Source organism: Adhaeribacter radiodurans, from assembly GCF_014075995.1.
Lineage (GTDB): Bacteria > Bacteroidota > Bacteroidia > Cytophagales > Hymenobacteraceae > Adhaeribacter > Adhaeribacter radiodurans.
On sequence record NZ_CP055153.1, the window covers coordinates 2,311,138 to 2,337,503 of the forward strand.

Sequence of the window (26,366 nt, forward strand, 5' to 3'; positions counted from 1 at the left end):
GATTGGTTTGAACGTAACAAAACAGGTCTGTTTATTTTTTATCCTGCTAAACAAATTTATTCTGGTTTCTTCACACTTTCAAGTTCTTGATTTTTGTAATTGCGCTAAATTTTTTTGGAAGATAAAGGTTTCAGAAATGATATGCTTACTTGTTTTAGCACCTGTTCAATTTAAAAATTGAATTAAACATTCGCCAAGTTTCATCTTTATTTAATCCTGTTAAGTAGCCTGGCTTTTGTTAGTAGGCCTAAGCGTAATAGTAGTAAAATTCTAAGTGATTCTAGTAATGTGGCACATGAACAATTATTATTAAAAACGTCTCAAAACCAGTTACAACCAATACCAAAAGGTGAGATTTTGCGCTTTCGATTTAAAAACGCTGCTATATCTCCAGTTACTCGCTGTTGGTATAGGGCTTATATTCCAACGGTGTATATGACTGAAAATTCTGGCTGCTTGTACCATTATTTAAATGGAATTCTATATAATGTGCCTAGAATAATGGACAGCCTGATTTCCCTTAAATAAATGTCCGTTATCTTGGGGCATTTTTAGAGCCGGGTGCTATTAAGCAAGAAGACAGCCCAGTAGTTCTCTATAACCGAAGCAACATATTTCATAAACTCAACGACCGGATTGCCCGATTTATTCTGGAAGAAATTTTGCCAGAAGTACAAAAGCAGAAAATAGGTAAAAGCAAGAAATTTGAATTTTCAGAAATGCAAATAATCGCCTGAACTGCCTTTTGTTCCGAAAATGCTCTACTAATAAAGAGTCAATAAATTCAGTAAGTTTTGACAACAAGAATGCTTAAAACCTGAGTTGAAAGTTAAATCTATTATTTCCTTTAAGTCATTCTGGAAGGATCTAACCGGCAGAAAAGAGGACCCGATGTAAAGTAATTCATGTTACCTCCTTTAACCAGAAAATTGCGGTTTAATACTGCACAGGCGATTGCTTTGAACCGGTTAGATCCTTGCAAGATGAGGGATAAGATGCGTTGATGGACTTAGCTGAGTTCTAGGTGCAGGATAATCTTGTTTGGGGAGCTTTCCGGGTTACTTATTCTTACAAAAGGTAGTAAAGGCTTTATATTTTTAATCCTATCATAAGAAAAAAGTAATTTTTTATAAAGTAAAAGCCACGGGTTACTAAAACCCTGACATTTAATTTATTATCTAACCTGAACGAATTAAGCTAACTGGCGCAAATCAACCGGAATAACTCTTGATACACCTGGTTCCAGCATGGTTACTCCGTAAATTATATCCGTTGATACCATAGTTCGCTTGTTATGGGTAACCACAATAAACTGCGATTCACCGGAAAACTTCTTTACAATGTTGTTAAACTTATCAATATTGGCATCATCCAGAGGGGCATCAACCTCATCGAAAATACAGAATGGCGCTGGTTTTAACAGGTAAATGGCAAATAATAGCGAAATAGCCGTTAATGTTTTTTCCCCACCCGATAACTGATTAATGGTTAAGGGCCGCTTTCCTTTTGGCCGGGCCATAATTTCAATTTTAGATTCCAGTGGATTAGCTGGATCGGCAATAACTAAATCACAAGAATCGTCTTCAGAAAATAGCGATTGAAAAACCCGGATAAAGTTATTCTTGATCATCTCAAAAGAATCCAGGTACTTTTGCTTGGCTACCGTATCAATTTCGTTTATGGTTTGCAGCAAAGCTTCTTTCGCCTGAAATAAGTCTTCCCGTTGGGTTTTAATAAAGTTGTGCCGTTCGTTAATTTCTTCGTAGGCCTGGGCCGCCGTTGGGTTTACCGGACCAACGTTATCCAGCTTGATTTTTATTTCGGCAATTTGCTTGTTTAGCTCGTCGGTAGGCAAATCAAGAGATGCTTCCGACGATTGCATAATTTCTTCTTCCGAAATACTAAACTCCGCTAACAAGCGTTCGCGCACGGCTACTAATTTAATTTTTGTTTCGTTGGCGGCTTGTTGTACGCTGGCTACAATTTCGTCGGCGTTTTGGCGCTTGCGTTGTAGTTCGCGGATACTTTTATCTTTTAAATCAATCTCACCTCGAACGGTGAAAAACTCTTTTTCTACCTGATCCAGTTTCTGGGCAATCTCCTGGCGCTGGCTATTAAATTCTTCGAGTAAAGCCGAATTCTCTTGGATAAACTCTTCTAAAATGTAAATTTCTTCTTCGGCGTTGCTCAGTTCTTCCTCCTGCGTTTTTAATCGGGCTGAATTGGTATCAAAAGACTTTTGCTTGTAATTAATTTCCTGCTGCAAACTACCTAAGCGGTTTTTAAGCTGGTGGTATTTAATATTTTCCTGGTTGTAAAGGGTGGTAATATTTTGAATGACCTCGTTCTGCCGCGCCAAAGATTCGTTAAAAGCCTGAAATTCATTTTCCAGCCGTTTTAATTCTTGTTGTTCTTCCTCTAACTGCGGTCTTAGTTCGTAACTTTTATACCGTAAGTCTTCGAGTTGGCTGGTTAAGTCCAGAACTTTGTTCTGGCTGTTAGCTTTTAAAAGTTCGTGTTGCTCGTGCCGGACCCGAACAGCTACTAATTCCTGCTGCCATCCCGAAATATTTTTCTCTAATTGCTTGATGGCGTTTTGGTGGGTAGCATTTTGATAATTTAGTAAAACCTGTTGTTGCGTGTTGATTTTTACTTTTAATAACTCCGCTTCCTGCATCAATTGTTGTAATTCCAGAGCCAGGTTTTCGAGGTTTTGCTTGCGGCCAATCCGGTTTCCATCAAACAACCCCACGGAGCCCCCCGAAATACTCAACGGCTTTTTAATAATAGAACCATCTTTTAAGATAAAAGTGCGGTTATCCTGGCTGCTAAAATCGGGGGTTGAATCATGGGCAATATAAACTTCCTGCAAAATGTAGCGTACCAGGTTGTGGTATTTTTCGGCCGCTGACACTACTTCGTAAGCGGCTTTGTATTTGGGAGTGGAGGCGGTAGGAGAGGCTTCTAAATCTTCCACTTCATCCAGAATAATAAAATTAGCCCGCCCTTTGTTCTGATTGTTCAGTAGTTGAATTGCTTCTAAGGCATCTTCTACGGTATCCACCACGAAAAAATTCATGTAGGGCTCCAGGTAACTTTCTATTAATGCTTTGTATTCCTGATCACACACAATCAGGTCGGAGAGGAGCGGGGCTGGCTTTTGCCAGTTTTTAGATTTGTATAAAAACTTGATTGCCTCCGGAAATCCTTCCAGATTTTCAACCAAGGATTTAGTAAGATTATACTGGTTCTTCTTCGCGTCTATTTTACGGTTAATTTCCTGCAATTTAGCCCGTAGATTCTGAATTTCCGTTTCAGATTTAGTAATATTCGCCCGGAGTTCTTCTTCTTGCTGTAATAAATGTTCTAGTTCGTGGTTTTTCTGAGTTAGATTTTCTTCTAAATCGGTTAGCTCCGTACGATATTTATCGGCATGCTGCTGGTCGTTTTGCTGCGTTTGTCCAATCCGGTCAATTTCGTTGGTAAGATTAACAATCTGCATCTGGGTAATTTCCATATCCTTGCGGAGCTGGAAAACTGCATTTTGCTTAGTTCGTTGCTGGTTGGTTAAATCCTGGGCCGTATTTTGAATAATCATTTTGTGCTGATTGGCTTGTTCCAGTTCCCGGCGCGATAAACTTACCTGGTGTTCCGCTTCGGCATATTGGCTTTGCAAATCAACGGTTTCTTCCTGCAGTTGCGTAATGCTTTCCTGAGTTTGGTTAAGCGCTACCGAATCAAGGTTAATTTGCTGGTGCAGCGTGCGTAAACGTTCCTTCAGGTAATTAATTCGCTCCGATTTTAATTTTAAATCGTTTTCCAGTTGCCGAATTTTAGCTGTTTGCTCCGATAAGTTTCGCTGCTCACCAGCTAGTTGCTCCTGAATTAAATTTAGAATTGTTTTTTGTTCAAATAAGGAAGTTTCTAACTCATCTAGTTCACGGGCAAAATTCAACTTTTGATCGGATTCTTTTTGCAAATCATTTTCCAGCCGGTCAAGAGTTTGTAAATGTTGGGCAATGTTACGGCGGGCGTACTCCAGACTGTACGTTTTATATTCTTCTTTTAAACGGGAGTAACGCTCAAAAACCTTGGCTTGCCGTTCCAAGGATTTTAGGTTTTTCCCGATTTCAAATAATACGTCTTCTACCCGTTCTAAATCAGCATCGGTTTCTTCGAGTTTTTTTAAGGTTTGCTTTTTCCGGACTTTAAATTTAGATATTCCGGCGGCTTCCTCAAACAAGGTTCGACGGGAGTTTTCTTTATCGTTCAGGATCTCATCAACCATTTTTAATTCAATAATGGCGTACGAGTCTGTGCCAATACCAGTATCCAGAAATAAATCGGTTATGTCTTTAAGTCGGCAGGTTACATTATTTAGTAAATATTCGCTATCGCCGTTCCGGAAATAACGCCGGGTAACCGTTACCTGCGAGTACTCGGTGGGTAAAATGTTTTTATTGTTATCGAAGGTAAGCGACACTTCGGCGAGTTGCTGCGGTTTCCGGTTTTTGGAGCCGTTAAAAATAACGTTCTCCATTTTATCGGAACGCAAATTTCGGGTTTTCTGCTCGCCTAGCACCCACCGGATAGCATCTACAATGTTGGATTTACCACAACCGTTAGGGCCTACAATCCCGGTAATACCCTCGTTAAAATTGATCGTAACTTTATCGCCGAAGCTTTTGAAACCTTTAATTTCTAATTTTGATACTTGCATCTAATCATCAACCGGAAACTTCTCCGCCAAAACAAAAATACGATTTATTCTTTTTTATTGAAAGAAACTCGCACCTGTCAGGGAATTTGGTTTTATAATTAGTAAGTTTTTAAATTAGAGTAAGTCATCAACGCAGTTATACCCCATAGTAAGCAGTGGTTGCTCTAGCAGACTTTGATTTTCTTCTTTGGAGCCTTTCAAAGACTCCAGGCAGCGGTGCTAACTTATATGACAAGGCTGAGTTTGCCTCGTGGCCGGCGGGCCCCGTTTGGCTCTTCCGCACTCGCTAGCCAGCCCTCCTTTCCTCGACTCCGTCTGAGGAATGCCTGCGGCACCGGAATTCTAGCAGGTGCTCCACAGCCAAACTGATGTCAGATGCTAGTAGCTCCGGCTTTTACTTTTTTTGTAGTATTAGCTTGTATGAAGCCGAATTTATTAGGAATTTCGGAGAGGAGAAGCAGAACTAGGAAAGTTAATTCCGTTAATTCTTGTCATTAGTAGCAGCTCATGAAAACCATTCTTCTTCTTCTTACATTATACAAGATGTGGAAGAAAAGCTGGAGCTACTAGCAAAGATACCAGTTTGGCTGTGGAGGGCCTTCTAAGGTTTAGGTGCCGAGGAACGAGGCATTGCGAGTTACGAGCAAAGGAAGCTTAGATAAGCCTCGAAAGAGCCAAACGAGGCCCGCTGGCCATGAGGCAAACTTGAAGTTAACAAACAAGTTAGCGCCGATGATTGGAGACTTGAAAAGGCTCCAAAGAAAACGCTTACTAGCAAGCAAAATCTTAGTAGATTTTTGATGCAATTTGGTATTAATTATTACTAAACTTTACAAACATTAACTCAAAACCTGTAACTTAAAGCATGGAAGAATTTAAATGGATTTTTTATATTTTAATAGCGGTAATTATTTGGGTAGTGCGAATGTGGCTGAAAGCTTTCCAATCACCAGAGTCAACGACTGGCAACCGACCTAAAGCACCGAGTGTGTATCCGGTACCGGCTCCTCCGGCAACCTCCTATCAGGATATTTTAAAAGAAATGAAAGCCTCCAGCGAACGGGCAAAACAAGTAACTCCTCCAAAATCGCTAGAAAGACGCGCTCCCTCCGAAAGAACTGTAATGCCCGCCAGAACTTTAGAAAAAACAGATACTCGGCCGAAATCTTTAGAAACAATTCCTGTAAGTCCCAGAGAAATTATCCGGAAACCATCGGCTATAGAACAGGCTCGCCAGACCAAGCCCCCCGTTGTGCAGACTAACTCAACCATTAATTATGCTAAACTTTTGCGGAATCCGCAAAGCGTACGAACTGCTTTTATTTTGTCAGAAGTGTTGAACCGCCGGGTAGATTATTAAATAAATACCGGAATTTTAAAATTGAGTAGTAGCGTAGGAGAGAAGATTGGCGCCCATTTGTAAAGCTTGCTGCCGTTTTTCTTCCGGATCATTGTAGGTTTCCTGATCTTCCCAACCGTTACCTAAATCACATTCGTAAGAGTAAAAACAAACCAAGCGGCCCTGGAAAATTAATCCGAATCCTTGCGGCGGCTTGTTATCGTGCTCGTGAATTTTAGGTAAGCCTTTATCAAAATCAAACTTCTGGTGGTATACCGGATGGTTAAAAGGCAATTCTACAAATTCAAGCTCCGGAAATACTTTTTTCATCTCGGCCCGGATAAATTTATCTAAACCATAATTATCGTCGATGTGCAGGAAACCGCCCCCCGTTAAATATTTGCGTAAGTTCTCCGCTTCTGATTCAGAAAATACCACGTTTCCGTGGCCTGTCATGTGAACAAACGGGTAAGATAATAACTCCGGGCTACCCACTTCTACCACGGCTTCTTCCGGCGATATATTCATACGCAGGCTTTGGTTACAAAATTGAATTAAATTGCTGAGAGACGTTTTGTTTGCGTACCAATCGCCTCCGCCATTGTATTTTAATTTGGCAATTTTAAAACTGGCTTGTTGCGCATTAACGGTAGCCGCACTTACCCAAAGCAGTGCCAACAAACAAATAAAGGTTTTCATATAAAATTAACTAAGGTAATACTGATTTAAGTTCATGCACTAAATTTACGGTATGGCACGCTACCAAGGCTGCTGTTTCGGTGCGTAACCGCGAGATTCCTAAGGTAACCGGTTTTATTCCGAGGCTATAGGCCAGTTCAATTTCCTTAACGGAAAAATCTCCTTCCGGGCCTATTAATATACAAGTTTTTTTGCTCACTTGCACCTGGCTTAAAGCAGTTCGGTCATGATTTTCGAGGTGGGCGATGTACGTGTTTGCCGCATCTACTTGTCGAATAAAAGACGTAAAAGCCTGCATTTCGTTTAACTGCGGTAAATATGCTTTCACTGATTGTTTCATGGCACTTACCGCTATCTTTTCTAACCTATCCAGGTTTAAATTTTTCCGTTCCGATCGCTCACATAGTAAAAACGAAATTTCATCTATTCCAATTTCTACTGCTTTCTCTACAAACCATTCCATGCGGTCAAGATTCTTGGTGGGTGCAACCGCCACATGTACGTAAAACGATCTTTTCCCGAATTCTGGTATCTTATTTATTATCTGTAAGGCACATCTTTTAGGGTTGGCAGTGGTAATACGAGCCGTGTAAAAAGTGCCTTTCCCATCTATCAGGTTTATTTCGTCACCTTCCTGTAACCTTAATACCCGTATACTATGTTTTGATTCGTCTTCGCTTAAGGTGTACGTTTCTATTGCAATATCCGGAGTATAAAATAGGTGCATATAGGAGTTTTGAAATTTTTTTGAATAAGAATTTAGTAAGTTTTACTTAAAAGTAAGGCATACATTCTTAAGGATTATACTATTAGAATTTACGATTAAAATAGATTTAAATCTTATTATTAGAAAATTAAAAATTGTGTAATTGCTGGAGAGATTGTAGATTTACTTTATTCAAAAATACGTTATTTATTTAAAAAATTTCTAAATCTTATACATGGAACCAACTACGAGCTTATACGCGGAACCAAGTACCAAAACCCAAGGGCATCCCAAAGGTTTGTATTTGCTTTTCGCGACGGAAATGTGGGAGCGCTTTAGTTATTACGGCATGCGGGCGGTGCTGGTGCTTTTCTTAACTAAAGCCATGATGATGGATAAAGCTTTTGCATCCAAATTTTATGGTGGTTATACCAGTTTAATTTACCTGACCCCATTGATTGGGGGATATATATCTGACCGGTACTGGGGCAATCGGCGTTCCATTTTAACGGGTGGTGTTTTAATGGCCCTGGGTCAATTTGTTTTATTTGCGGCCGGCAGCACCTATGGTACTCCTCTGGGGCAAGGCTTGCTTTATTTAGGTTTGGGCGGTATGATTATAGGGAATGGCTTTTTTAAGCCAAATATTTCTACTATGGTAGGTTCGCTCTATACCCCGGAAGATAGAAGAAGAGACGCTGCTTATACTATTTTTTACATGGGCATTAACCTGGGTTCTTTTATTGGCAACACCATTACCAGTTTAGTAGGAGATACCGGCCGGCCCGAAGATTTTCGCTGGGCTTTTCTGGCCTGCGGCATTGCCATGCTTTTGGGAACCGCCTTGTTTCAATGGGGAAAAAATAAATACCTGCACACCCCCGAAGGGGAGCAAGTTGGTAATACCCCCGTTTCCTCGCCGGGAGTAAAAGGTGTATTTATGTTAATACCTGTAATGCTAGCGGTAGCCTTAGGTTTTCTTTGGATAGATACTACTACGTTTTCGGTGATTATGCCCTTGCTTATTCTATCTGCATTAGGCATTGCCGCTTTAATATTATTAGATAAATCTTTAACAGCTGGCGACCGGCAGCGGGTTTACGTTATATTTACGGTAGCCTTTTTTGTGGTATTCTTTTGGGCGGCCTTTGAACAAGCTCCTGCCTCGCTTACTTTCTTCGCCGACGAACAAATGAACCGCACCATATTTGGTTATACCTTACCCGCCAGTATTTTTCAAAATTTAAATGCTTTCTTTATTGTTACCTGTGCTCCCTTAATGGCTTTGCTCTGGACGGCATTAGGTCATCGTGGCATGGAACCACCTTCGCCCCTTAAAATGGTAATAGGTTTGGCTTTACTTGCTCTGGGTTATTTAATAATGTGTTTTGGGGTAGACGATTTACAACCCGGTATTAAAGTAAGCATGTTTTACCTGGTAGCCTTGTATTTTCTTCATTCCATTGGAGAATTGTGTTTATCACCAATTGGTCTATCTCTGGTGAATAAATTAGCGCCTTTAAAATTTAGTTCTTTGTTAATGGCCGTGTGGTTTTTAGCAAATGCGGCAGCTAATTACCTGGCTGGTTTCATGAGTAGTTTATACCCGGAGGCGGGCAAACCTGCTCCTAATTTATTTGGTTATGAAATAACTGACTTATATAGCTTCTTTATGGTATTTGTGGTTTCAGCAGCGCTGGCTTCTTTAATATTGTTTTTAGTAAATCGTAGGTTGGTTAAGATGATGAATGCTCCCGTATAATTCTATAGTTGGTAAGTAAGAACAGCCGGTAATTAGAGCAATTACCGGCTGTTTTTGTTTTAAGCAGTTTAAGACGTTTGGTTAATATATTTAAAGAATTATAATTTATTTTAGAAGTGGATAGTACTCCCGCCAATTGCCATAAAACCTAAATCTTAACGAGAACTTAAAGCTTATTCAGCTATGTTGACACAGTAATCTATCCTGATAAAATATAAAATATGTTAAAAACTTACTTTTCGGCGGCTTGTTTAGCTTTAACTGTTTTGTTTACTAGCTGCGACGAAATAGAAAAAATTATTCTGGATGAGCCCAAAGAAGAAACTTATACTGGTTTTACTACTTACGTTATTCCGGAAAATAATCATTACACAAACAATAATATAGGATTAGTTACATCGAACAAGCTTAAATTTATTGTAAAATTTGATAAATCGGCTGTTTATATTACCAAGGATAAAGGGAACCAGGCTGATATAAACAAATTGTATGGGTTTTCTGATTGCGGTTCTGACCACCAGAGTAATAGTGCGCGCTTTGGCTGGCGTTGGTACAATAATCAGTTAGAAATTCTAGCTTACACGTATAAAAACCAAACCCGTAACGAAGAATTTATTACGGCAGTTGAATTAAACAAAGAATATGAATACGAGCTGGAAGCTTTAGATGGTAAATACGTTTTTAAGCTGGATGGTAAAACCGTTGAGATGGAACGTGGCTGCTCCGGTAATTCCAATAAATACAAGCTGTTCCCTTATTTTGGCGGCGATGAAACAGCCCCGCACAATATTACCATTTTAATAAAGGAATTACAATAAAATGCTAGTATAAGCATTCGTTTAAAGTGGTGGTTATAATATTGTAAAACAAAAAGCCCCGGAAATTTACGGGGCTTTTTGTTTATTTTAAAAGGGGAGGATCTTACATCATGCCACCCATGCCGCCCATGCCACCTGGCATACCAGCACCAGCGCCAGCTTTTTCTTCTTCTGGCTCATCAGAGATTACGCAATCGGTAGTTAATAACATACCGGCAATAGAAGCAGCGTTCTCTAAAGCTAAACGGGTAACTTTAGTTGGGTCGATGATACCAGCCGCGAACAAGTTTTCAAATTTGTCTTCGCGAGCGTTATAACCGTAATCATCTTTGCCTTCGCGTACTTTCTGAATAATTACAGAACCTTCACCACCAGCATTTGATACAATAGTACGAAGCGGAGCTTCCAGAGCAGTACGGATAATGTTTACACCGGTTAACTGGTCGTCGTTCTCAACTTGTACGTCTTTCAGGATTTCGATGGCCCGTACCAGAGCAACACCACCACCAGCTACAACACCTTCTTCAACGGCAGCGCGGGTAGCGTGTAACGCATCATCTACGCGGTCTTTCTTTTCTTTCATTTCTACTTCGGTAGAAGCACCAATGTAAAGAATAGCCACACCACCAGATAATTTAGCTAAACGTTCTTGTAATTTTTCGCGGTCGTAATCAGAAGTGGTAGTTTCCATTTGCGCTTTAATTTGCGCAATACGGCCAGTGATTTCAGATTTTTCGCCTTTACCATTAACAATTGTAGTGTTGTCTTTGTCAATGATAATTTTTTCAGCCTGTCCTAAGTAATCTAAAGTAGCGTTTTCTAATTTGAAACCTCTTTCTTCAGAAATTACCTGACCACCGGTTAATACGGCGATATCTTCTAACATGGCTTTACGACGGTCGCCGAAGCCAGGAGCTTTAACAGCAGCAATTTTTAAAGAACCACGCAGTTTGTTTACTACTAAAGTTGCCAGGGCTTCGCCGTCTACATCTTCTGCAATAATAACTAATGGCTTACCAGTCTGAACTACTTGCTCTAATACAGGCAGTAATTCTTTCATGGTAGAAACTTTTTTGTCGTAGATTAAAATGAAAGCGTTATCTAAATCTGCTTCCATTTTCTCTGGGTTGGTTACGAAGTAGGGAGATAAGTAACCACGGTCGAACTGCATACCTTCTACCGTTTTTACTTCGGTTTCAGTACCTTTTGCTTCTTCAACGGTAATAACGCCATCTTTACCTACTTTATCCATCGCATCGGCAATCATTTTACCGATTTCAGCATCGTTATTAGCAGAGATAGTACCTACTTGAGAAATCTCACTTGAATTTTCAATTTTTTTGGATTGAGTTCTCAGGTTTTCCACTACTGCCTGAACGGCTTTGTCGATACCTCTTTTCAGATCCATTGGGTTGGCACCGGCAGCTACGTTTTTAGAACCGGCAGTATAAATAGCCTGGGCTAATACGGTAGCAGTAGTAGTACCATCACCGGCCTGATCAGCAGTTTTGGAAGCAACTTCTTTTACTAACTGAGCACCCATATTTTCGATAGGATCTTTCAGCTCAATTTCTTTTGCAACAGTTACCCCATCTTTGGTAATAGCTGGTGCTCCGAATTTTTTATCGATTACAACGTTACGGCCTTTTGGACCGAGGGTAACTTTAACAGCGTTGGCCAGTTTATCTACACCAACTTTAATTTTATTACGGGCATCGGTATCAAACGAAATATTCTTAGCCATAATTTTTTAAGTCTTTAAATAATAAATAATAAGTTTAGTTAGTTTTTACAGATAAAAGAGCGGTTATATTAAACTACCGCAAAAATATCAGACTCACGCATAATCAGGTAATCCTGACCATCAATGGTGATTTCAGTACCGGCATATTTACCGTATAAAACCTGATCGCCGACCTGCAATTGCGGTTTAACTAAAACCCCTTGCTCCGAAACTTTTCCTTCACCTACTGCCACAATTTCACCTCTTTGTGGTTTTTCTTTGGCAGTGTCCGGAATAATAATACCTGATTTGGTTTTTTCTTCAGCTGCTGCCGGAGCAACAATTACTCTGTCTGCTAATGGTTTAATGTTAATTGCCATAGGTTTTTCTATAGTTTAATAGTTTAAAGTAAATATGGATGTTCTAATTAAGTTCGTTTTTAAAGCAGATGCTTCTAATTGTTAGGCGTAAGGTTTCTAACATTTCTTGTGCCAAGCCTGTTTTCATGACTAATGTCGTCATTTTTTCAGTTTTATCTATCGGCAACCTGTCAGAACTGTCAGATTAGTCTGTCAGTCTAAAAAAGCGTGTCACTTTCCCGATCAAACCTCTTTACCGATAACCCTGGAAAAAAAATTAAAGATGCATAAAATAAAATACCGGCATTGCTTTGGGCAATCCCGGTATTATGATTAGTTGGTGATTAAAGTATTACTTGGTAGTGTCAGTAGTTACGCCCGGAGTACTAACGGCTGGCTGCTGGGCAGGAGTAGTAGTACCAGCTGGTGTTTTAGTGCCGGCTGGCGGAATAACTGGTGCGGCTGCCGGAGCGGCTCTTTCCTGGCTAGCTTTTTCTACGTTTACACTGCGCGACTCAACCGCACTGCTATTTTCGTCAAGAATTACGTGCGAAGTTAAAGTGAGTAAAACTAGAGCAATTGCAAAACCCCAGGTTAATTTCTCGAGTAAGTCGCCGGTTCTTTTTACACCCATTAATTGACTGGAACCTGCGCCAAATTGACTTGATAAACCTCCACCTTTTGAATTTTGGGACAGAACTACTAAAATAAGTAGAACACAAACAAAAATAATGATACAAATAAGGGCAATGTACATATAAGTTATAACTGGTTTCTTAAATTTTCAATTTGAGACGCAAAGTAAGCTTTTTTTTCTGGTATTTTAACTATCAGATGCTCATAAATTTTGATAGCTTTCTTAAGTTTTCCTTGCTTTATCAAAATAGTAGCCAAGTTTTCTGAAGCTAGGTTTTTGGTGTTTTTCGTGCTCTTAAAAGCTAAATCATCCTGAGGCTCCGTCCGCAGTTTTTCGTTCGAAAAAGTTTTTAGCTTTGGATTAGCTTTTAAGAACTGGTCAATAATTTCAAACTGCCGGCCTACCGGAGTAATTTTGGGCGGATCGGTTGGGGTTAAGTAATTTTGTTTGCTGTACTCTAATATTAAATCCGGGTAAAACTGCAACGGCGTATGACGGGTTACTTCGTCTTTTACTTGTAATAACTCGCCTAAACGGCTGGAGCCCATCCAATAACCTACCTGGTTGGAGAGAAAAACATCGCGAATAAATTCTTCGTTAGTAGCTGCTTTTAATTCACCAGGTAAATATTCATCTTGCTCCGGCTGAAACAGATAAGTATCAAAATTCGCTAGTGTTTGGTTTAAAGTTCCTTCTTCCGGTTCTTCCGGCACTTCTAATTCGTACCGAATAATTTCAGCTGGTTCCTGCGTAATTGGGGTAGATTCCAAGTCCTGTTCGGAGCCATTATTATTTATTTCAACTGGATTTTCTTTTGGTGAAGAAGAGGTATTAATTTTCCATTTTTCAACCTGTAATAATTCATCTACCTCGTCTTTTGTAAATGAAGTTGTCGGTTGTAATGGAGTTACCGCTTCTATTTCCGGAACAGATAACGGTGGTTCTTCCACAACAGGCAAATCATTAGGTAAAGTAGTTTCTAATTCTGGTGAATAAGGAATACTTTCTACTTCATCCAATACAATTTCCGAATTCTCTATTTCTGTTACTTCTTCATCAGGTAAAATAATTATTTCGACTGATTCGGTATGGTCCTTTTCTTCCGGAGAGATAGAAAGAGAATTGGTGGCTAATGCGGAGTTTGCTGTAGTACTTTCTGGTGCAGGTTCTGCCACTTCTACCTCATCTTCACTGATGGGGGCACCAACTTGGTTTTGCTCCGTATCATCCGGTTCAATCAGATGATTAGAGTTATTTAAAACCGGTTTTTCCGTTTGAGTTTCGGTATACTCTTGTTCGTTAATGGCAGCAAGCGAAACGGCAGCGTCAGAAGTGTAGATTAATTTTTTTAGTAAATGTCGGTTAGTAGCGTAAGCCGCTGCTTTGCGCAGCTTTTGGTTCGACAGCATACTACCTTTATCCAACGACGCTTTTGCAATAAGCAAATGAGCCGTTTGGCAATACGGGAAATTCTTAACCAACTTTTCCAATTCTTCCACATCCTGATCGGAGAGCGCCGAAACGTGGTTCATCATTTGGAGTAAAGCTGATTTATTCATGCTATTTGTTAAAAGGTTGAAAAGTTGGAAGGTTGAAAAGTTAAAAGGTTAAAATTTGGAAGACTATAAAGTTTAGTTGTTTATATTAATTCAATCAACAAAAGCATAAATCGCAAAACTTGAAAATATATTCTTGCACTTATTAGATAATGGAAAATATAATTTTAACCTTCTAACATTCAAACCTTTTAACCCACTACCAATTAGCCAGAGATTTATTAAATACGTCCATAACCAACTGTTCTACGATTGGGCGCAAGGCGGCATTATCAATCGAGGAAATATTCTGATTTTGTTGAAAATCGCGAAAAGCGGAGAAAGATTGTTCAAAATCCTGCTTCGGATCTTTGTTGTTTTTGTACCGTACCTGCAAGCTTACAGTTAGTCGGTTAACGGAAGCCACATCTGTTTCTCCTTGTTTCTGTAAAGCTGCCGGACTAAAATTAAAAGACAATATCTGTCCTTCAAACTGTAAATCTCCGTTTTGCGGAATTAATTTTAAATTAGTGTTACGCTGAAAATAATCTCTAAATTCTTCGCTTACCAATTGCGTTAAGTTAGAAGGTCCCTGGCCGGAGTTATTCTCAAAGTTGAGAACGCTCATGGTTTTAATAGATGGATCGATGTTAGTACCGGTGAAAGAATAAACACCGCAACCGGTTAAAGTAAAAGCAAGCCAAAAGAATAAGCTTGTTTTAAATACACTATAATTCTTCAATGTCGTATTGTTTTAATTTGCGGTAAAGAGTTCGCTCCGAAATGCCTAAATCATGAGCCGCGTACTTCCGTTTATTATTATGCTTTTTAAGAGCCTTTAAAATCATTTCTTTTTCTTTACTTTCTAAAGATAAGGTCTCTTCTTCGGTTTCATGCGGAATGTCTTCTACTTTATCGTAATCATCGGAATCCTCATTTACCGAAAGTAAAATATTATCTGATTTCTCCGGGGTTGAATAGTTATGACGATCAATGTCGTCCATGTTTTCAAAAAGATGCCCGTGTTCCTGTAAAATAGAAGCTTTATTCGTTTGCGGGCTAATAAATTCGTACACTAATTTTTTTAAATCAGTTACGTCTTTTTTCATGTCAAAAAGCACCTTGTAAAGCAGATCACGCTCCGAGAAATTTTGCTCGTTTTTACGAATGCCAGGAAGTACCATAGGTAACGAACTTACCTCTTCTTGAGGTAAATAATGGCGCAACTTAGTACTATCAATTTCCCGATCGTACTCTAAAACGGAAATTTGTTCCGCAATATTTTTTAATTGGCGAATATTCCCCGGGAAACGAAAACGTTGCAGTTCAATTACCGCATCGGGGGTTAAGGTTACGGGCTTAACGTGGTATTTCTCGGCAAAGTCTGCCGCGAACTTCCGGAATAATAAGTATACATCATCTCCCCGGTCCCGTAAAGGGGGTACGGTTATCGGCACTGTATTGAGCCGGTAATATAAATCTTCGCGAAAGCCACCTTCCCGAACTGCATTTAGTAAATTTACGTTGGTAGCCGCTACTACCCGCACATCCGTTTTTTGTACTTTAGAAGAGCCTACTTTTATAAATTCGCCGTTTTCGAGTACCCGCAGCAACCGAGCCTGGGTACCTAAAGGCATCTCGCCAATTTCATCCAGAAAAATGGTGCCGCCATTGGTTACTTCAAAATAACCCTTACGCGCTTCTTGCGCGCCGGTGAAGGAGCCTTTCTCGTGGCCAAATAATTCGGAGTCGATGGTTCCTTCCGGAATAGCCCCGCAGTTAATGGCTATAAACTGGCCGTGCTTACGGGGACTTAAGTGATGAATAATTTTCGAAAACGATTCTTTTCCGCTACCGCTCTCGCCGGTAATAAGTACGGTCATATCGGTGGGAGCCACTTGTACCGCTACCTGAATGGCATAATTGAGCAAAGGTGAATTACCAATAATACCAAATCTTTGTTTTATACTTTGTATTTCTGATTGATTCATGTTTTATTAGTCCATAGACCATAGTCAATAGTCCATAGTTGATAGTCTACTGACCTGTATCCATGGAGATATTTAGTTAACCCACTGACCATAGTCATGAAATATTTATTAATATTTAAAGCTATATCTAAATATATTAGCATTTATAAATCAACATAGTCCGTAGTCTGTCGACTATTGACTAATCAACGGCTTCGCCTATTAAAGTACCAACCGAACAATCTGTAACTAAAACATTCACGTAATCCCCTTTTTGGAAATGTTGCTTCGGAAACACTACTACTTTGTTCTGATCGTTACGACCACTTAAATGCTCCGTCGATTTTTTAGAATATCCTTCTACTAAAACCCGGTGTACTGTATTTAAAGCTAATTGATTGCGCTGCAAAGAAAGCTGGCGTTGCTTCTCGATAACTTCGGCTAAGCGGCGTTTTTTTACTTTCAGTGGCACATCATCTTGTAATTTGCGGGCAGCTAGGGTACCAGGACGTTCGGAATAGTAAAACATGTACGAGTAATCGTACTGTACGTAATCCATTAAGGTAAGCGTATCCTGGTGTTCTTCTTCCGTTTCGGAGCAGAAACCCGTAATCATATCTGATGAAATACCACAATCTTCGCCTAAAATCCGGCGAATAGCATCTACCCGGTTCAAATACCAGTCACGGTCGTAGGTCCGGTTCATTAATTCCAGAATCCGGGAGTTACCGCTTTGTACCGGCAAATGAATGTAATTACAAATATTGTCGTACTTTTTTATGGTATACAAAACCTCGTCGGTAATATCTTTGGGGTGTGAGGTAGAAAAACGAACCCGTAAATTAGGGTTTACCTGGGCCACCCTTTCCAGCAATCCGGCAAAATTAATATTTACTGAACCATCTTCGGATATATACTGGTAAGAGTCTACGTTCTGACCTAATAAGGTAACTTCTTTAAATCCATTAGATACTAAATCTTCTACTTCCCGGATAATGGAGAAAGGTTCCCGGCTCCGTTCGCGTCCGCGCGTAAAAGGTACTACGCAAAAAGAACACATGTTATTGCAGCCCCGCATAATGGAAACAAACGCCGAAACCCCATTTGAATTTAACCGGATCGGATTAATATCAGCGTAAGTTTCTTCGCGCGATAAAAGTACATTAACGGCTTTTTGGCCATTATCTACTTCGTTTAGTAAATTTGGTAAATCGCGGTAAGCATCTGGTCCTACTACCAAATCCACAATCTTTTCTTCTTCCAGGAAGTTCTTCTTTAAACGCTCGGCCATACAACCCAGAACTCCTATAATTAAACCCGGACGGCGTTTCCGCAAACCGTTAATATGCACCAAACGGTGCCGAACCGTTTGTTCCGCTTTTTCACGTATCGAGCAGGTATTCAGAAATACTACATCTGCTTTGTTAATGTCAGAGGTAGTATCAAAGCCTTCTTTAAATAAAATAGAAGTTACTATTTCGCTGTCCGAGAAATTCATTTGGCAGCCGTAACTCTCAATATATAATTTCCGGAAATGGCCGGTATTTGTCTCCGCGCTGATTTTGGTTTCGCAAGCGGCTTGTTCCGCCGTGCGGTTATCAATAAAATCCAGATCTACCACTAAGTTGTTCATGCTATTCATTTAAAGAGGGCAAATTTACAAATTTTATTTTGAATGACAGAATGGCAGAGATATTAATATTGAATAAAAGACAAACCTAAAACTGAACGAAAACACCAGAGGAGTTATTTGCCTGATAGCTGAATAAATACGAATAATTAACTATTCCCTTTAGCCAATGTTTGATTAACCAATTAGATTGGATGAACTAAATTGGTTAAGCTTTAATAATATTTACTAAATATAAAGAACTTCCAAGGTTCGAATAATAAGAGAGGTTATTATTAGGTAAAAGGTTTATTTACTTACTAAAAACCGATATTATAAGTAGTTTAAGATTTAATGTTATTGTTTAATTAAATAGTTATTAACTGTTGATTATCTTTAATATAGATTCAGATTTAAGTAAACATTCTTCGTATTCTTTTTCCGGATCCGAATCGTAGGTAATGGCACTTCCTACCGCAAAAGATAAGTGTTCATTTGACTGGTTGTATTGAATACTTCGGATAACCACGTTAAAATCAAAATTACCATTTGGTAAAATATAGCCCAAACTTCCGGAGTATAAACCACGAGCAAAGTTTTCGTAATGATCAATTAAGCGCATAGCCTGTATTTTGGGGGCACCGGTCATGCTGCCCATCGGGAAAGTACAACGTAATATTTGGCTTAAGGGAGTTGTTGGAGCTACCTGGGAACGGATAGTAGTAATCATTTGATAAACCTGCCGGAACGCGTAAACGGAAAACATTTCTTCAACTTTTACCGTGCCGATTTTGGAACATCGGGCCAGGTCGTTCCGCACCAAATCCATAATCATCATGTTTTCCGCAATTTCCTTTTCGTTGGTAGCTAATTCCTGTTTTAATTGTTCGTCTTCTATAGCAGTTTGCCCCCTGCGGATGGTGCCTTTAATAGGCTGGGCAATTAAGGTATTTCCGGACTTTTTTAAAAAACGTTCGGGCGAGGCACATAGCAAATAACGGTCATTCACCTTGTAAAAGCCGGCAAATGGCATTGGCGAAAGTTGATTTAAAGCATTAAACACTGTTATTGGATTGAAAGCTTTTACCTCGGCGTGAAATTCCTGGCAGTAATTAAGTTCGTAAACATCCCCCTCCAGAATCTGTTTTTTTATTTTATTTACCTGCCGGATATACTCTTTTTTTGAAATACTTTCTTTTACTTGAATGGATTGTTCTGATATTTTATCCGGTAAAGGAGTATTTAGTATTTCTTTAAATAGATGGTGACAATCGTTTGATTTAGAATAAATAATAATAAAATTTTCCCTAAAATTAATAGTGATTTCAGGATAAAAGTAATGCAAAACTGGAAATTGAATTTTATCCGTATGGCGGGTAGTTAAGGGTTCAATTTGGTTTTTTAATTCGTAGCTGAGAATACAACACAGGGTTTGCTGAATATTATCGACTTTGGTTTGTAAAGAATCTAAAGCCTTATCTTGGTTAATCGTCAGAAAAGTATTACTAACCGCCAGAAAGTTTTGAAAACCTTGGTGAGGGAACGCAATCTGGTTCGGTTCGTAATATGCTACCTGTGGAAACGAGTTCGCCCAGTGTAAGGCTTTCTGTTTAAACTCGGCCAAAGAAATGGGTAGTGGATCAACCGAAAATGCCTGTTGAAACATAATCTATTTGAGAGTAATAGGTAAACTGGTTATTACGTTCATTTACGGCAGAACGTATTGATAAACTCTTTATCTCTTAAAAGTAAATTCCAGGTGATTAAGATAGAAACTCTGGTACAGGAATAACAAAAAAGGATGGCTATTGGCCATCCTTTTTTGTTATATTCTTTTCGTTATTAGACTTAGATAACTGCTTTTTGCTCTACATCGGCGAAAATACGACCGCAGTGCTCACAAACAATAATCTTTTTGTGTGAAGCAATATCTGACTGACGTTGTGGCGGAACAGTGTTAAAGCAACCGCCGCAAGCATCGCGTTTTACGGTTACTACGGCTAAACCATTGCGCACATTCTGACGAATACGGGTGTAGGCATTTAACAAACGGTCTTCAATATTCTGAACAGCTTTTTCGCGGTCCGTTAAAAGTTTGCGTTCTTCTTCCTCGCTCTCCGAAACAATAACGTTTAATTCACCAGTTTTAGAGTTAAGGTCTTTGCGACGTTCATCTAATCTTTGCTTTGTGCCGGCAATTTCGTTGTGTTTTTGATCTATTTGATAGTAGGCTTCTTTGATTTTCTTTTCAGAAATCTGAATTTCTAACCGTTGCAGTTCTACTTCTTTGGTAATGGCATCGTATTCCCGGTTATTACGCACATTTGATTGTTGGTCTTCGTATTTCCGGATGAGACCTTCAGAATCTTTAATGGCTTGTTTTCTGGCGGCAATAGTTTGATTTAGGTTTTCTATTTCTTCATCAAATTTGTTTACCCGAACTTCGTAACCGGCTATTTCATCTTCTAAATCCCTAACTTCTTCCGGTAAATCTCCCCGAACACGTCTTATTTCATCTAACTGGGAATCTATTTGCTGAAGCTTCATGAGGGCTTCCAATTTACTAGCTACGGTACTTTCCATTTAGTGCTTAACTATAACTGACAGGATTGGTATTTACTTTTGATAACAAGACTGCAAAATTAGTAAAACTTTTTTTAATAATATCATAAAATAATTCCTTTGTGAAAACTTCGCTTTCATAATGGCCAATATCGGCCAAAATTATTTTATTTTCGGCGTCAAAATACTCGTGGTATTTTAAATCGGCCGTTATAAATACGTCGGCTTGTTGCCGGATAGCATCTTTAATCAGGAAACTGCCGGTTCCGCCACATACCGCCACTCTTTTAATATTCTGCTGCCGGAAACGGGTGTGTTTTACTAAATTTAAATTCATGCTTTGTTTTAAGTGCTCTATAAAAGCTTTTTCGGGTAAAGATTCCGGTAGTTCACCTATCATACCTGCTCCTACTTCCTGGTTAAGGTTGGTAAGCGGAATTATATCATAGGCTACTTCTTCGTACGGATGAGATTCGCGCAAGGCATTTAATAAAGTACTTTCTATGGGAGTGGGAAAAATAACTTCTATCCGGTCTTCGTTAACGTATTCCTGTTTATTTATTTCTCCGATGGCCGGGTTAGCATTACCGGTTGGTTGGAAGGAACCCGTTCCGGTTACCTGGAAAGAACAACTTTTGTAATCGCCAATATTGCCGGCACCTGCCATGTGAAGCGCTTGCAATACAGTTTCAGTATTTTCGACGGGTACAAAAGTGATAAGTTTGCGGAGCAATCCGGATTTAGGAGCTAAAATTTTCCGGTTTTGTAAACCTAGCTTTTCGCAGATTTTATCATTTACCCCGGTTAAAATACTATCCAGGTTGGTATGGCAGGCGTAAATAGCCAGATTATTTTGCAAAGCTTTTATAATTACTCTTTCAACTGAATTCTGGCCGGTTAATTTTTTTAGAGGTTTAAAAATAACCGGATGATGAGCAACTATCAGATTACAGTTATTTGCCAAAGCTTCTTCTATTACCTCTTCGGTACAATCCAAGGTTAATAAAACTCCGGTAACGGTATCCGCGGGGTTTCCGGTTTGCAAACCCGCATTATCATAACTTTCCTGGTAGGAGAGAGGCGCTGATTTTTCGAGTAGGTTGGTTATTTCTCTTATTTTAGTCATGGTAGCAATTGATAATTTTAGATTCGGACTGTTTTAAGCCTAAAAATATTTTAATTTTGCCGTCAAATTACGAGCGGCATGAACGTAAGCCAATTTTTATTGTATCCTTTTTCGCTGCTCTACGGTGCCGTAATGGCGGTGCGTAATCAGTTATACGATCAGCAATATTTTTCTGCAACTAAATTTCCGATGCCGGTTATAAGTGTCGGTAACTTAACGGTAGGCGGCACGGGCAAAACCCCGCACGTAGAATATTTACTGCGGTTACTCTCCAATAAAAAAGTTGCGACTCTTAGCCGAGGCTATAAACGCCAAACTAAAGGTTACTTACTGGCAGATACCTCTGCCTCGGCGGCTACCTTGGGCGACGAACCTTTTCAATATTTCCTCGATTTTCCGGCAACTACCGTAGCGGTTGCGGAAAATCGGGTAATTGGAATAAAACACTTGCTTCAGCAGCAACCAGATTTAGAAGTAATTATTCTGGACGATGCTTTTCAACACCGCCCGGTGCAGCCTTCCCTAAATATTTTATTAACTGATTACTCGCGTTTATTTTACAAAGATTCAGTTTTACCGGCGGGTCGTCTGCGCGAATTTCCGAAGGGAGCAAACCGGGCTGATGCTGTAGTAGTAACTAAATGCCAAACTGCTTTGCCGCAGGAGAAAATGAAAATTATCCGGCAAGCTATTATTCAAACCGCCGGTAAAACTGTGCCGGTATTTTTTACCCGCTACGAATATGGTACGCCAGTAGCTTGCAGTGCAAATGTAAAATTTACTCCAGCTGTACTATTAATAACGGCCATTGCTCAACCGCAGCCTTTAGAAGAATATTTGCAGCAGCAAGGCTATCAGATCTTGCACCATTATCGTTTTCCTGACCATCACGCGTACACAGAAAAAGATATACAGAAAATTTTATCAGACTGGCAACGTTATGCTCTGGATAAACCGGTAAGTGTCCTTACTACCCGAAAAGATGCAGTTAAACTGGTTGAACCTAAATTAGCTGCTATCTGGCAAACAATGCCTTTATTTTATATTCCGGTAAAAGTAAATTTTTTAATAGATCAAATTAATTTTGATAACCTTATTTTAAATCATGTGGCAGGTAAGAGGTAAAGAAGAACTGGAAATTAATTAATTTTGAACGTGAAGTATATTCAAACCGTCTTAGCCTCGTTTTTATTTTGCCTTCTGGTATTTTCTACTGCCCAGGCGCAAATCTTAAATGATTCTACCGTTAACCTTTACAGTCCTAAAACCACCAAGGTAATACGGGAAGATTTAATTTTCCGGGGTAATTATAATTTACCCACCGTAGATACTGCCCTTACAAACTTACAGCAACTGCGAAACTGGTACCACGATACTACCTTTTACCAGGATTTAGGCAATTTAGCTACTCCGGCTAAGCGCTTGCTCTTTACCTTGCCCGAACAAATTGGAGCCCGTTTTGGTCGTACTATTTTTGACCGTTATAACCTGAACCCCGCCAATCAAACGTATTATGATACTAAGTCACCTTTCTCGCGCTTAAATTATGTTCAGGGGGCAATGGGCAGCAGATTTTTGATGGTACTTTTAGCCGCAATGTTAATGAGAACGCTAATGTAGGCTTCACGTACGAGCGTATCGCCAGTGAAAAATTTTATGGAAGCAGTAATGTCCGTGGATCGAGGCAAGTAGAAAGAACAGGAATTACTTTTTTTACTCACCTGCAAACCAAAGAAAACCGGTATCATTTATTTGCCAACGTGCGGTATACTGAGCAAGCCATGCTCGAATCCGGCGGTATCCGTCCCGATCCACTGGATGAAGGCAGTTTAGATAGTTTATATGAAACCGACGAAGTACAGGTATATCTATCTTCAGCATCGAACCGTGAGTACCGTAAAAATGTACATTTGAGTCAGGTGTTCCGTATAGCAAATGAACACCTGAAAGTTTATCATACTTTTGATTACTATTCGCAGTTTAATCGATTTAAAGACAATGCTTTAACTTATAATAACGACAGTACAGGCAGGAAAACGAGTTCTTATTTTTATCCGGCGACTTATTATGATTCGGCACGCACCAACGAAGCAGCTGACTTTCGGTTTCTGGAAAACTCCATTGGCATTATGAGCGACAGTAAACTGCATTTTTTTAAAGGGTATTTTAAACAACGCAATACGAGTTACCTAAATAGTTTAATAAATGTAGAAAAAGAGGTAACTCCACCAACTGATACCATAAATCTAAGTTTTAAAAGCAAAGAAAGACAATACTTTTTAGGTGGACAGGCCGAGTTTAAGTTTAGAGATATATTTGATATTACCGCTAATGGCGAGTATCAGTTATTTAAAGATTATAGGTTAGAAGCAGCCCTTCGCCTAAAATTCTTAACGGTAGCGCAAACCCGCATGTCGTATTCACCTACTTACACCCAACAACGATTACTGTCGAATCACTTTGATTGGGAAAATAATAATTTCCAGAATACCGTTGCCGATCGAACGTCTATTCGGGTTAACGGCAAGTTGTTTCATAATACTTTAGATGTAGAATTTGCCCGTACGAACCTGCAGAATTACATTTATTTTGACACTGATGCAGTTCCAAGGCAAACTAGCCAACAGTTGCAACTATATACTTTAAGCTTGCACCATCATTTGGGGCTAGGCTCCTTTCATTTCGATAATACTTTTAATTACACCGACAATACAAAAGCTGAAGTTATCCGGGTACCGAAATGGATGGTAAATTCTAAAGTTTATTTTGAAGGCCATTTATTTAAAAAGGTGTTGTATGGCCAGGTGGGTGCCGAAATGTTTTTGCAAGATCAATTTTACGCCGATGCCTACATGCCGGCTAACCAGCATTTTTATTTGCAGAATACTTTCCTGTTGCCTTCTTACCCGGTTATAGATGCCTTTATTACGGCTGATATAAAGTCGTTAAATATTTTTATTAAAATGGCCCACGTAAATCAAGGGTTTCCGCGAGACGGATATTTTACTACACCCATTTATCTGGGACAGCCCCGCAATTTAACTTTTGGTATTCGGTGGATGTTTTTTGATTAAATGGTTAAAAGGTTACAAGTTGCAAGTTGCAAGTTGTGTTTAAAAGAAAGATTTTATTAATCGTATAACTAGTATCAATCCCAGTTTCAACAAACTCCTGCTTACTTGTAATAGAATAACTTAAAACTTTAAACCTATAATCTGTAACTTACAACCTGCAACTTGTAACCTAATGGAAGAAGCAACTAATCCGGGTAAAACTATATTGAAATTAAAATTACCTACCGATCCGCGTTGGGTAAATATAGCAGAAAAAAATATCCAGGAAATTTTGATTGATCATGCATACTGCGAGCAGAAGGCGGCTACATCGGCTATTTCTTTAATTGTTAAATACCCTGATAAAAGTAAATTGGTTGACGAGATGACGGCCTTAGTTGCCGAAGAATGGGGCCATTTTGAACGGGTTTTAGAAGAATTAAAAAAACGTGGTTATGAACTGGGGCGCAACCGTCCGGATGAATACGTTGTAGAATTAAGCAAACACATAAGAAAAGGTGATAAGCGCGAACGCCAGTTAATGGACCATTTGCTGGTAAATGCATTAATTGAAGCCCGGAGTTGCGAACGCTTTAAACTGCTCTGGAAAAATATTCCCGACGAAGGATTGCAAAAATTCTATTACGAGTTAATGGCTTCAGAAGCAGGGCACTACGTTAGCTTTGTAAAACTAGCCAAAGAATACATGCCCGCCGAAGTAGTAGACGCCCGTTTGCAGGAACTTCTAAAAATTGAAGCCGAAATCATCCAAAACCTGGAACACCGCCCGGATAGAATGCATTGATTTAGTTACTGGTTGATTGTTGTTGGCTTTTGAAATAAAAGGAAAATTACTAATGCTCACGAATAACGAACTACCAACTACTAAAATTAGATACCAGGATTTTTACCTAAAAGTGTATTTTATTCCGAGTTGAAAAAGTATACTGGCATTGGAAAAGCTTGTTCCGCTTGAAGAATTTAAAGCCTTGGTGAGTGGGATAGCTATCCCAATTTGGGAAGTAGCTTTTAAACGTTTTCCGTAACTTACTACTAGTACAGGTTCAGTTAACAGTGCACTCACATTTTTATAACTGGCAGTATCGGCATAAGCAGTATAGTTTAACTCACCAAATCTTACAACGGAAAAACGGTTTGCAAGGCCCACTTCTAAATTGTCAGCCGCTGATTTCCTTACTGAAATTTGTAAAAATGGCTTTTTATAACTACTTCTCCATTCCTGATAACTCGAGAAATCCCGGTCCGATCTGTTTTTTTATTCATTATACCAGAGCTTAATCCAGCAAATATTTCTACTTGCGTAAAGGGTTTTCCTGGCAGTAGAAAATAATAACCTAATGCACCTTCCGCATAATGGCTTTTCATTTTAAAATAAACCGAGTTAAATATGCCAATCGTAGAAATAGTTTGATGATTGTAAACACCTCCTGCCATTACGGTAAATCGGTTAGAAAACGAATAAGAAGCATTAGCCTGAATACCTAATACCCGGCCATAACCAGCACTAGCTTTTATTTCGCCGGATTTCTCGTGAAAAGGCGTAAATACCGGATTAGCATCGTAACCTGAATTGTGGCTCACAATAGAACAAGAAGAATTAAAACATAGTAAAATTAATAGTAAAAGGAAAGATAAATTATTCAGGTGCACAGTAAATCTGGTTTTAATAATTCCTAAAGATAATTGTACTTCTGCAGAACCCATACTTGAATTACCGAGTCCTAGAC

19 protein-coding genes and 1 pseudogene are annotated in these 26,366 nt (G+C 39.2%); 6 read left to right on the forward strand and 14 right to left on the reverse strand.

Annotated features, from left to right (window positions below; all coding sequences use genetic code 11):
• Window positions 1-1,192 precede the first annotated feature (1,192 nt).
• A complete protein-coding gene (smc, locus tag HUW48_RS09600; protein WP_182415458.1) occupies window positions 1,193-4,720 on the reverse strand; it encodes a chromosome segregation protein SMC in 3,528 nt (1,175 codons plus the stop codon).
• Between the two features lie 865 nt (window positions 4,721-5,585).
• On the opposite strand from smc, the gene HUW48_RS09605 reads away from it, so the two are divergent.
• Window positions 5,586-6,080, forward strand: a complete 495-nt coding sequence (locus HUW48_RS09605; protein WP_182415459.1) for a hypothetical protein — start codon at window positions 5,586-5,588, stop codon at window positions 6,078-6,080.
• Between the two features lie 15 nt (window positions 6,081-6,095).
• On the opposite strand, the gene HUW48_RS09610 is transcribed toward HUW48_RS09605, so the two are convergent.
• Both HUW48_RS09610 and HUW48_RS09615 read right to left on the reverse strand, forming a co-directional pair.
• Window positions 6,096-6,758, reverse strand: coding sequence for a DUF4159 domain-containing protein (locus HUW48_RS09610; protein ID WP_182415460.1), 663 nt, complete (start codon window positions 6,756-6,758; stop codon window positions 6,096-6,098).
• A 10-nt stretch (window positions 6,759-6,768) separates the two neighbouring features.
• Entirely contained in the window at window positions 6,769-7,485 is a 717-nt protein-coding gene (locus HUW48_RS09615) for a 16S rRNA (uracil(1498)-N(3))-methyltransferase (RefSeq protein WP_182415461.1), read from the reverse strand.
• Between the two features lie 214 nt (window positions 7,486-7,699).
• Between HUW48_RS09615 and HUW48_RS09620 the strand changes: the two genes are divergently transcribed.
• Both HUW48_RS09620 and HUW48_RS09625 read left to right on the forward strand, forming a co-directional pair.
• Window positions 7,700-9,226, forward strand: a complete 1,527-nt coding sequence (locus HUW48_RS09620) for a peptide MFS transporter (protein ID WP_182415462.1) — start codon at window positions 7,700-7,702, stop codon at window positions 9,224-9,226.
• Between the two features lie 221 nt (window positions 9,227-9,447).
• A complete protein-coding gene (locus HUW48_RS09625) occupies window positions 9,448-10,044 on the forward strand; it encodes a hypothetical protein (protein WP_182415463.1) in 597 nt (198 codons plus the stop codon).
• Between the two features lie 103 nt (window positions 10,045-10,147).
• On the opposite strand, the gene groL is transcribed toward HUW48_RS09625, so the two are convergent.
• The 10 genes from groL to HUW48_RS09675 form a co-directional block, all read right to left on the reverse strand.
• Window positions 10,148-11,788: a chaperonin GroEL gene (groL, locus tag HUW48_RS09630; RefSeq protein WP_182415464.1), complete on the reverse strand. Its 1,641-nt coding sequence runs from the start codon at window positions 11,786-11,788 to the stop codon at window positions 10,148-10,150.
• A gap of 68 nt (window positions 11,789-11,856) precedes the next feature.
• Entirely contained in the window at window positions 11,857-12,147 is a 291-nt protein-coding gene (groES, locus tag HUW48_RS09635) for a co-chaperone GroES (protein ID WP_220464010.1), read from the reverse strand.
• Between the two features lie 331 nt (window positions 12,148-12,478).
• Entirely contained in the window at window positions 12,479-12,883 is a 405-nt protein-coding gene (gene secG, locus HUW48_RS09640) for a preprotein translocase subunit SecG (protein ID WP_182415465.1), read from the reverse strand.
• Window positions 12,884-12,888: 5 nt separating this feature from the next.
• Window positions 12,889-14,322: a hypothetical protein gene (locus HUW48_RS09645; protein WP_182415466.1), complete on the reverse strand. Its 1,434-nt coding sequence runs from the start codon at window positions 14,320-14,322 to the stop codon at window positions 12,889-12,891.
• Between the two features lie 196 nt (window positions 14,323-14,518).
• Window positions 14,519-15,040, reverse strand: a complete 522-nt coding sequence (lptE, locus tag HUW48_RS09650) for an LPS assembly lipoprotein LptE (protein WP_246343806.1) — start codon at window positions 15,038-15,040, stop codon at window positions 14,519-14,521.
• Complete coding sequence (locus tag HUW48_RS09655) at window positions 15,027-16,289, reverse strand: sigma-54 interaction domain-containing protein (protein WP_182415467.1); 1,263 nt, start codon at window positions 16,287-16,289, stop codon at window positions 15,027-15,029. Before HUW48_RS09655 ends, lptE begins: the two co-directional genes overlap by 14 nt.
• Before the next feature lie 181 nt (window positions 16,290-16,470).
• Complete coding sequence (gene miaB / locus HUW48_RS09660; RefSeq protein WP_182415468.1) at window positions 16,471-17,901, reverse strand: tRNA (N6-isopentenyl adenosine(37)-C2)-methylthiotransferase MiaB; 1,431 nt, start codon at window positions 17,899-17,901, stop codon at window positions 16,471-16,473.
• Between the two features lie 355 nt (window positions 17,902-18,256).
• Complete coding sequence (locus HUW48_RS09665; RefSeq protein WP_182415469.1) at window positions 18,257-19,543, reverse strand: anthranilate synthase component I family protein; 1,287 nt, start codon at window positions 19,541-19,543, stop codon at window positions 18,257-18,259.
• Window positions 19,544-19,725: 182 nt separating this feature from the next.
• Entirely contained in the window at window positions 19,726-20,460 is a 735-nt protein-coding gene (locus tag HUW48_RS09670) for a zinc ribbon domain-containing protein (protein ID WP_182415470.1), read from the reverse strand.
• A 7-nt stretch (window positions 20,461-20,467) separates the two neighbouring features.
• The gene (locus HUW48_RS09675; protein ID WP_182415471.1) at window positions 20,468-21,565 is read right to left on the reverse strand and encodes a Nif3-like dinuclear metal center hexameric protein; all 1,098 of its coding nucleotides are present in this window, start codon (window positions 21,563-21,565) and stop codon (window positions 20,468-20,470) included.
• 78 nt (window positions 21,566-21,643) lie between these two features.
• Here HUW48_RS09675 and lpxK point away from each other — a divergent pair, with 78 nt between their 5' ends.
• The 3 genes and pseudogenes from lpxK to miaE all read left to right on the forward strand — a co-directional run bounded on the left by lpxK (window position 21,644) and on the right by miaE (window position 25,423).
• A complete protein-coding gene (gene lpxK / locus HUW48_RS09680) occupies window positions 21,644-22,690 on the forward strand; it encodes a tetraacyldisaccharide 4'-kinase (RefSeq protein WP_182415472.1) in 1,047 nt (348 codons plus the stop codon).
• Between the two features lie 30 nt (window positions 22,691-22,720).
• Window positions 22,721-24,639 (forward strand): annotated as a pseudogene (locus tag HUW48_RS09690) (putative porin).
• 172 nt (window positions 24,640-24,811) lie between these two features.
• Window positions 24,812-25,423, forward strand: coding sequence for a tRNA-(ms[2]io[6]A)-hydroxylase (miaE, locus tag HUW48_RS09695; protein ID WP_182415474.1), 612 nt, complete (start codon window positions 24,812-24,814; stop codon window positions 25,421-25,423).
• 389 nt (window positions 25,424-25,812) lie between these two features.
• On the opposite strand, the gene HUW48_RS09700 is transcribed toward miaE, so the two are convergent.
• Window positions 25,813-26,343: a hypothetical protein gene (locus HUW48_RS09700; RefSeq protein WP_182415475.1), complete on the reverse strand. Its 531-nt coding sequence runs from the start codon at window positions 26,341-26,343 to the stop codon at window positions 25,813-25,815.
• Window positions 26,344-26,366 lie beyond the last annotated feature (23 nt).

What these genes read in the sequence shown, in the direction of transcription:
- smc (WP_182415458.1), bottom strand. Translation starts at nt 4,720, where the DNA reads ATGCAAGTATCAAAATTAGAAATTAAAGGTTTCAAAAGCTTCGGCGAT.
- HUW48_RS09605 (WP_182415459.1), top strand. Translation starts at nt 5,586, where the DNA reads ATGGAAGAATTTAAATGGATTTTTTATATTTTAATAGCGGTAATTATT.
- HUW48_RS09610 (WP_182415460.1), bottom strand. Translation starts at nt 6,758, where the DNA reads ATGAAAACCTTTATTTGTTTGTTGGCACTGCTTTGGGTAAGTGCGGCT.
- HUW48_RS09615 (WP_182415461.1), bottom strand. Translation starts at nt 7,485, where the DNA reads ATGCACCTATTTTATACTCCGGATATTGCAATAGAAACGTACACCTTA.
- HUW48_RS09620 (WP_182415462.1), top strand. Translation starts at nt 7,700, where the DNA reads ATGGAACCAACTACGAGCTTATACGCGGAACCAAGTACCAAAACCCAA.
- HUW48_RS09625 (WP_182415463.1), top strand. Translation starts at nt 9,448, where the DNA reads ATGTTAAAAACTTACTTTTCGGCGGCTTGTTTAGCTTTAACTGTTTTG.
- groL (WP_182415464.1), bottom strand. Translation starts at nt 11,788, where the DNA reads ATGGCTAAGAATATTTCGTTTGATACCGATGCCCGTAATAAAATTAAA.
- groES (WP_220464010.1), bottom strand. Translation starts at nt 12,147, where the DNA reads ATGGCAATTAACATTAAACCATTAGCAGACAGAGTAATTGTTGCTCCG.
- secG (WP_182415465.1), bottom strand. Translation starts at nt 12,883, where the DNA reads ATGTACATTGCCCTTATTTGTATCATTATTTTTGTTTGTGTTCTACTT.
- HUW48_RS09645 (WP_182415466.1), bottom strand. Translation starts at nt 14,322, where the DNA reads ATGAATAAATCAGCTTTACTCCAAATGATGAACCACGTTTCGGCGCTC.
- HUW48_RS09655 (WP_182415467.1), bottom strand. Translation starts at nt 16,289, where the DNA reads ATGAATCAATCAGAAATACAAAGTATAAAACAAAGATTTGGTATTATT.
- miaB (WP_182415468.1), bottom strand. Translation starts at nt 17,901, where the DNA reads ATGAACAACTTAGTGGTAGATCTGGATTTTATTGATAACCGCACGGCG.
- HUW48_RS09665 (WP_182415469.1), bottom strand. Translation starts at nt 19,543, where the DNA reads ATGTTTCAACAGGCATTTTCGGTTGATCCACTACCCATTTCTTTGGCC.
- HUW48_RS09670 (WP_182415470.1), bottom strand. Translation starts at nt 20,460, where the DNA reads ATGGAAAGTACCGTAGCTAGTAAATTGGAAGCCCTCATGAAGCTTCAG.
- HUW48_RS09675 (WP_182415471.1), bottom strand. Translation starts at nt 21,565, where the DNA reads ATGACTAAAATAAGAGAAATAACCAACCTACTCGAAAAATCAGCGCCT.
- lpxK (WP_182415472.1), top strand. Translation starts at nt 21,644, where the DNA reads ATGAACGTAAGCCAATTTTTATTGTATCCTTTTTCGCTGCTCTACGGT.
- miaE (WP_182415474.1), top strand. Translation starts at nt 24,812, where the DNA reads ATGGAAGAAGCAACTAATCCGGGTAAAACTATATTGAAATTAAAATTA.
- HUW48_RS09700 (WP_182415475.1), bottom strand. Translation starts at nt 26,343, where the DNA reads ATGGGTTCTGCAGAAGTACAATTATCTTTAGGAATTATTAAAACCAGA.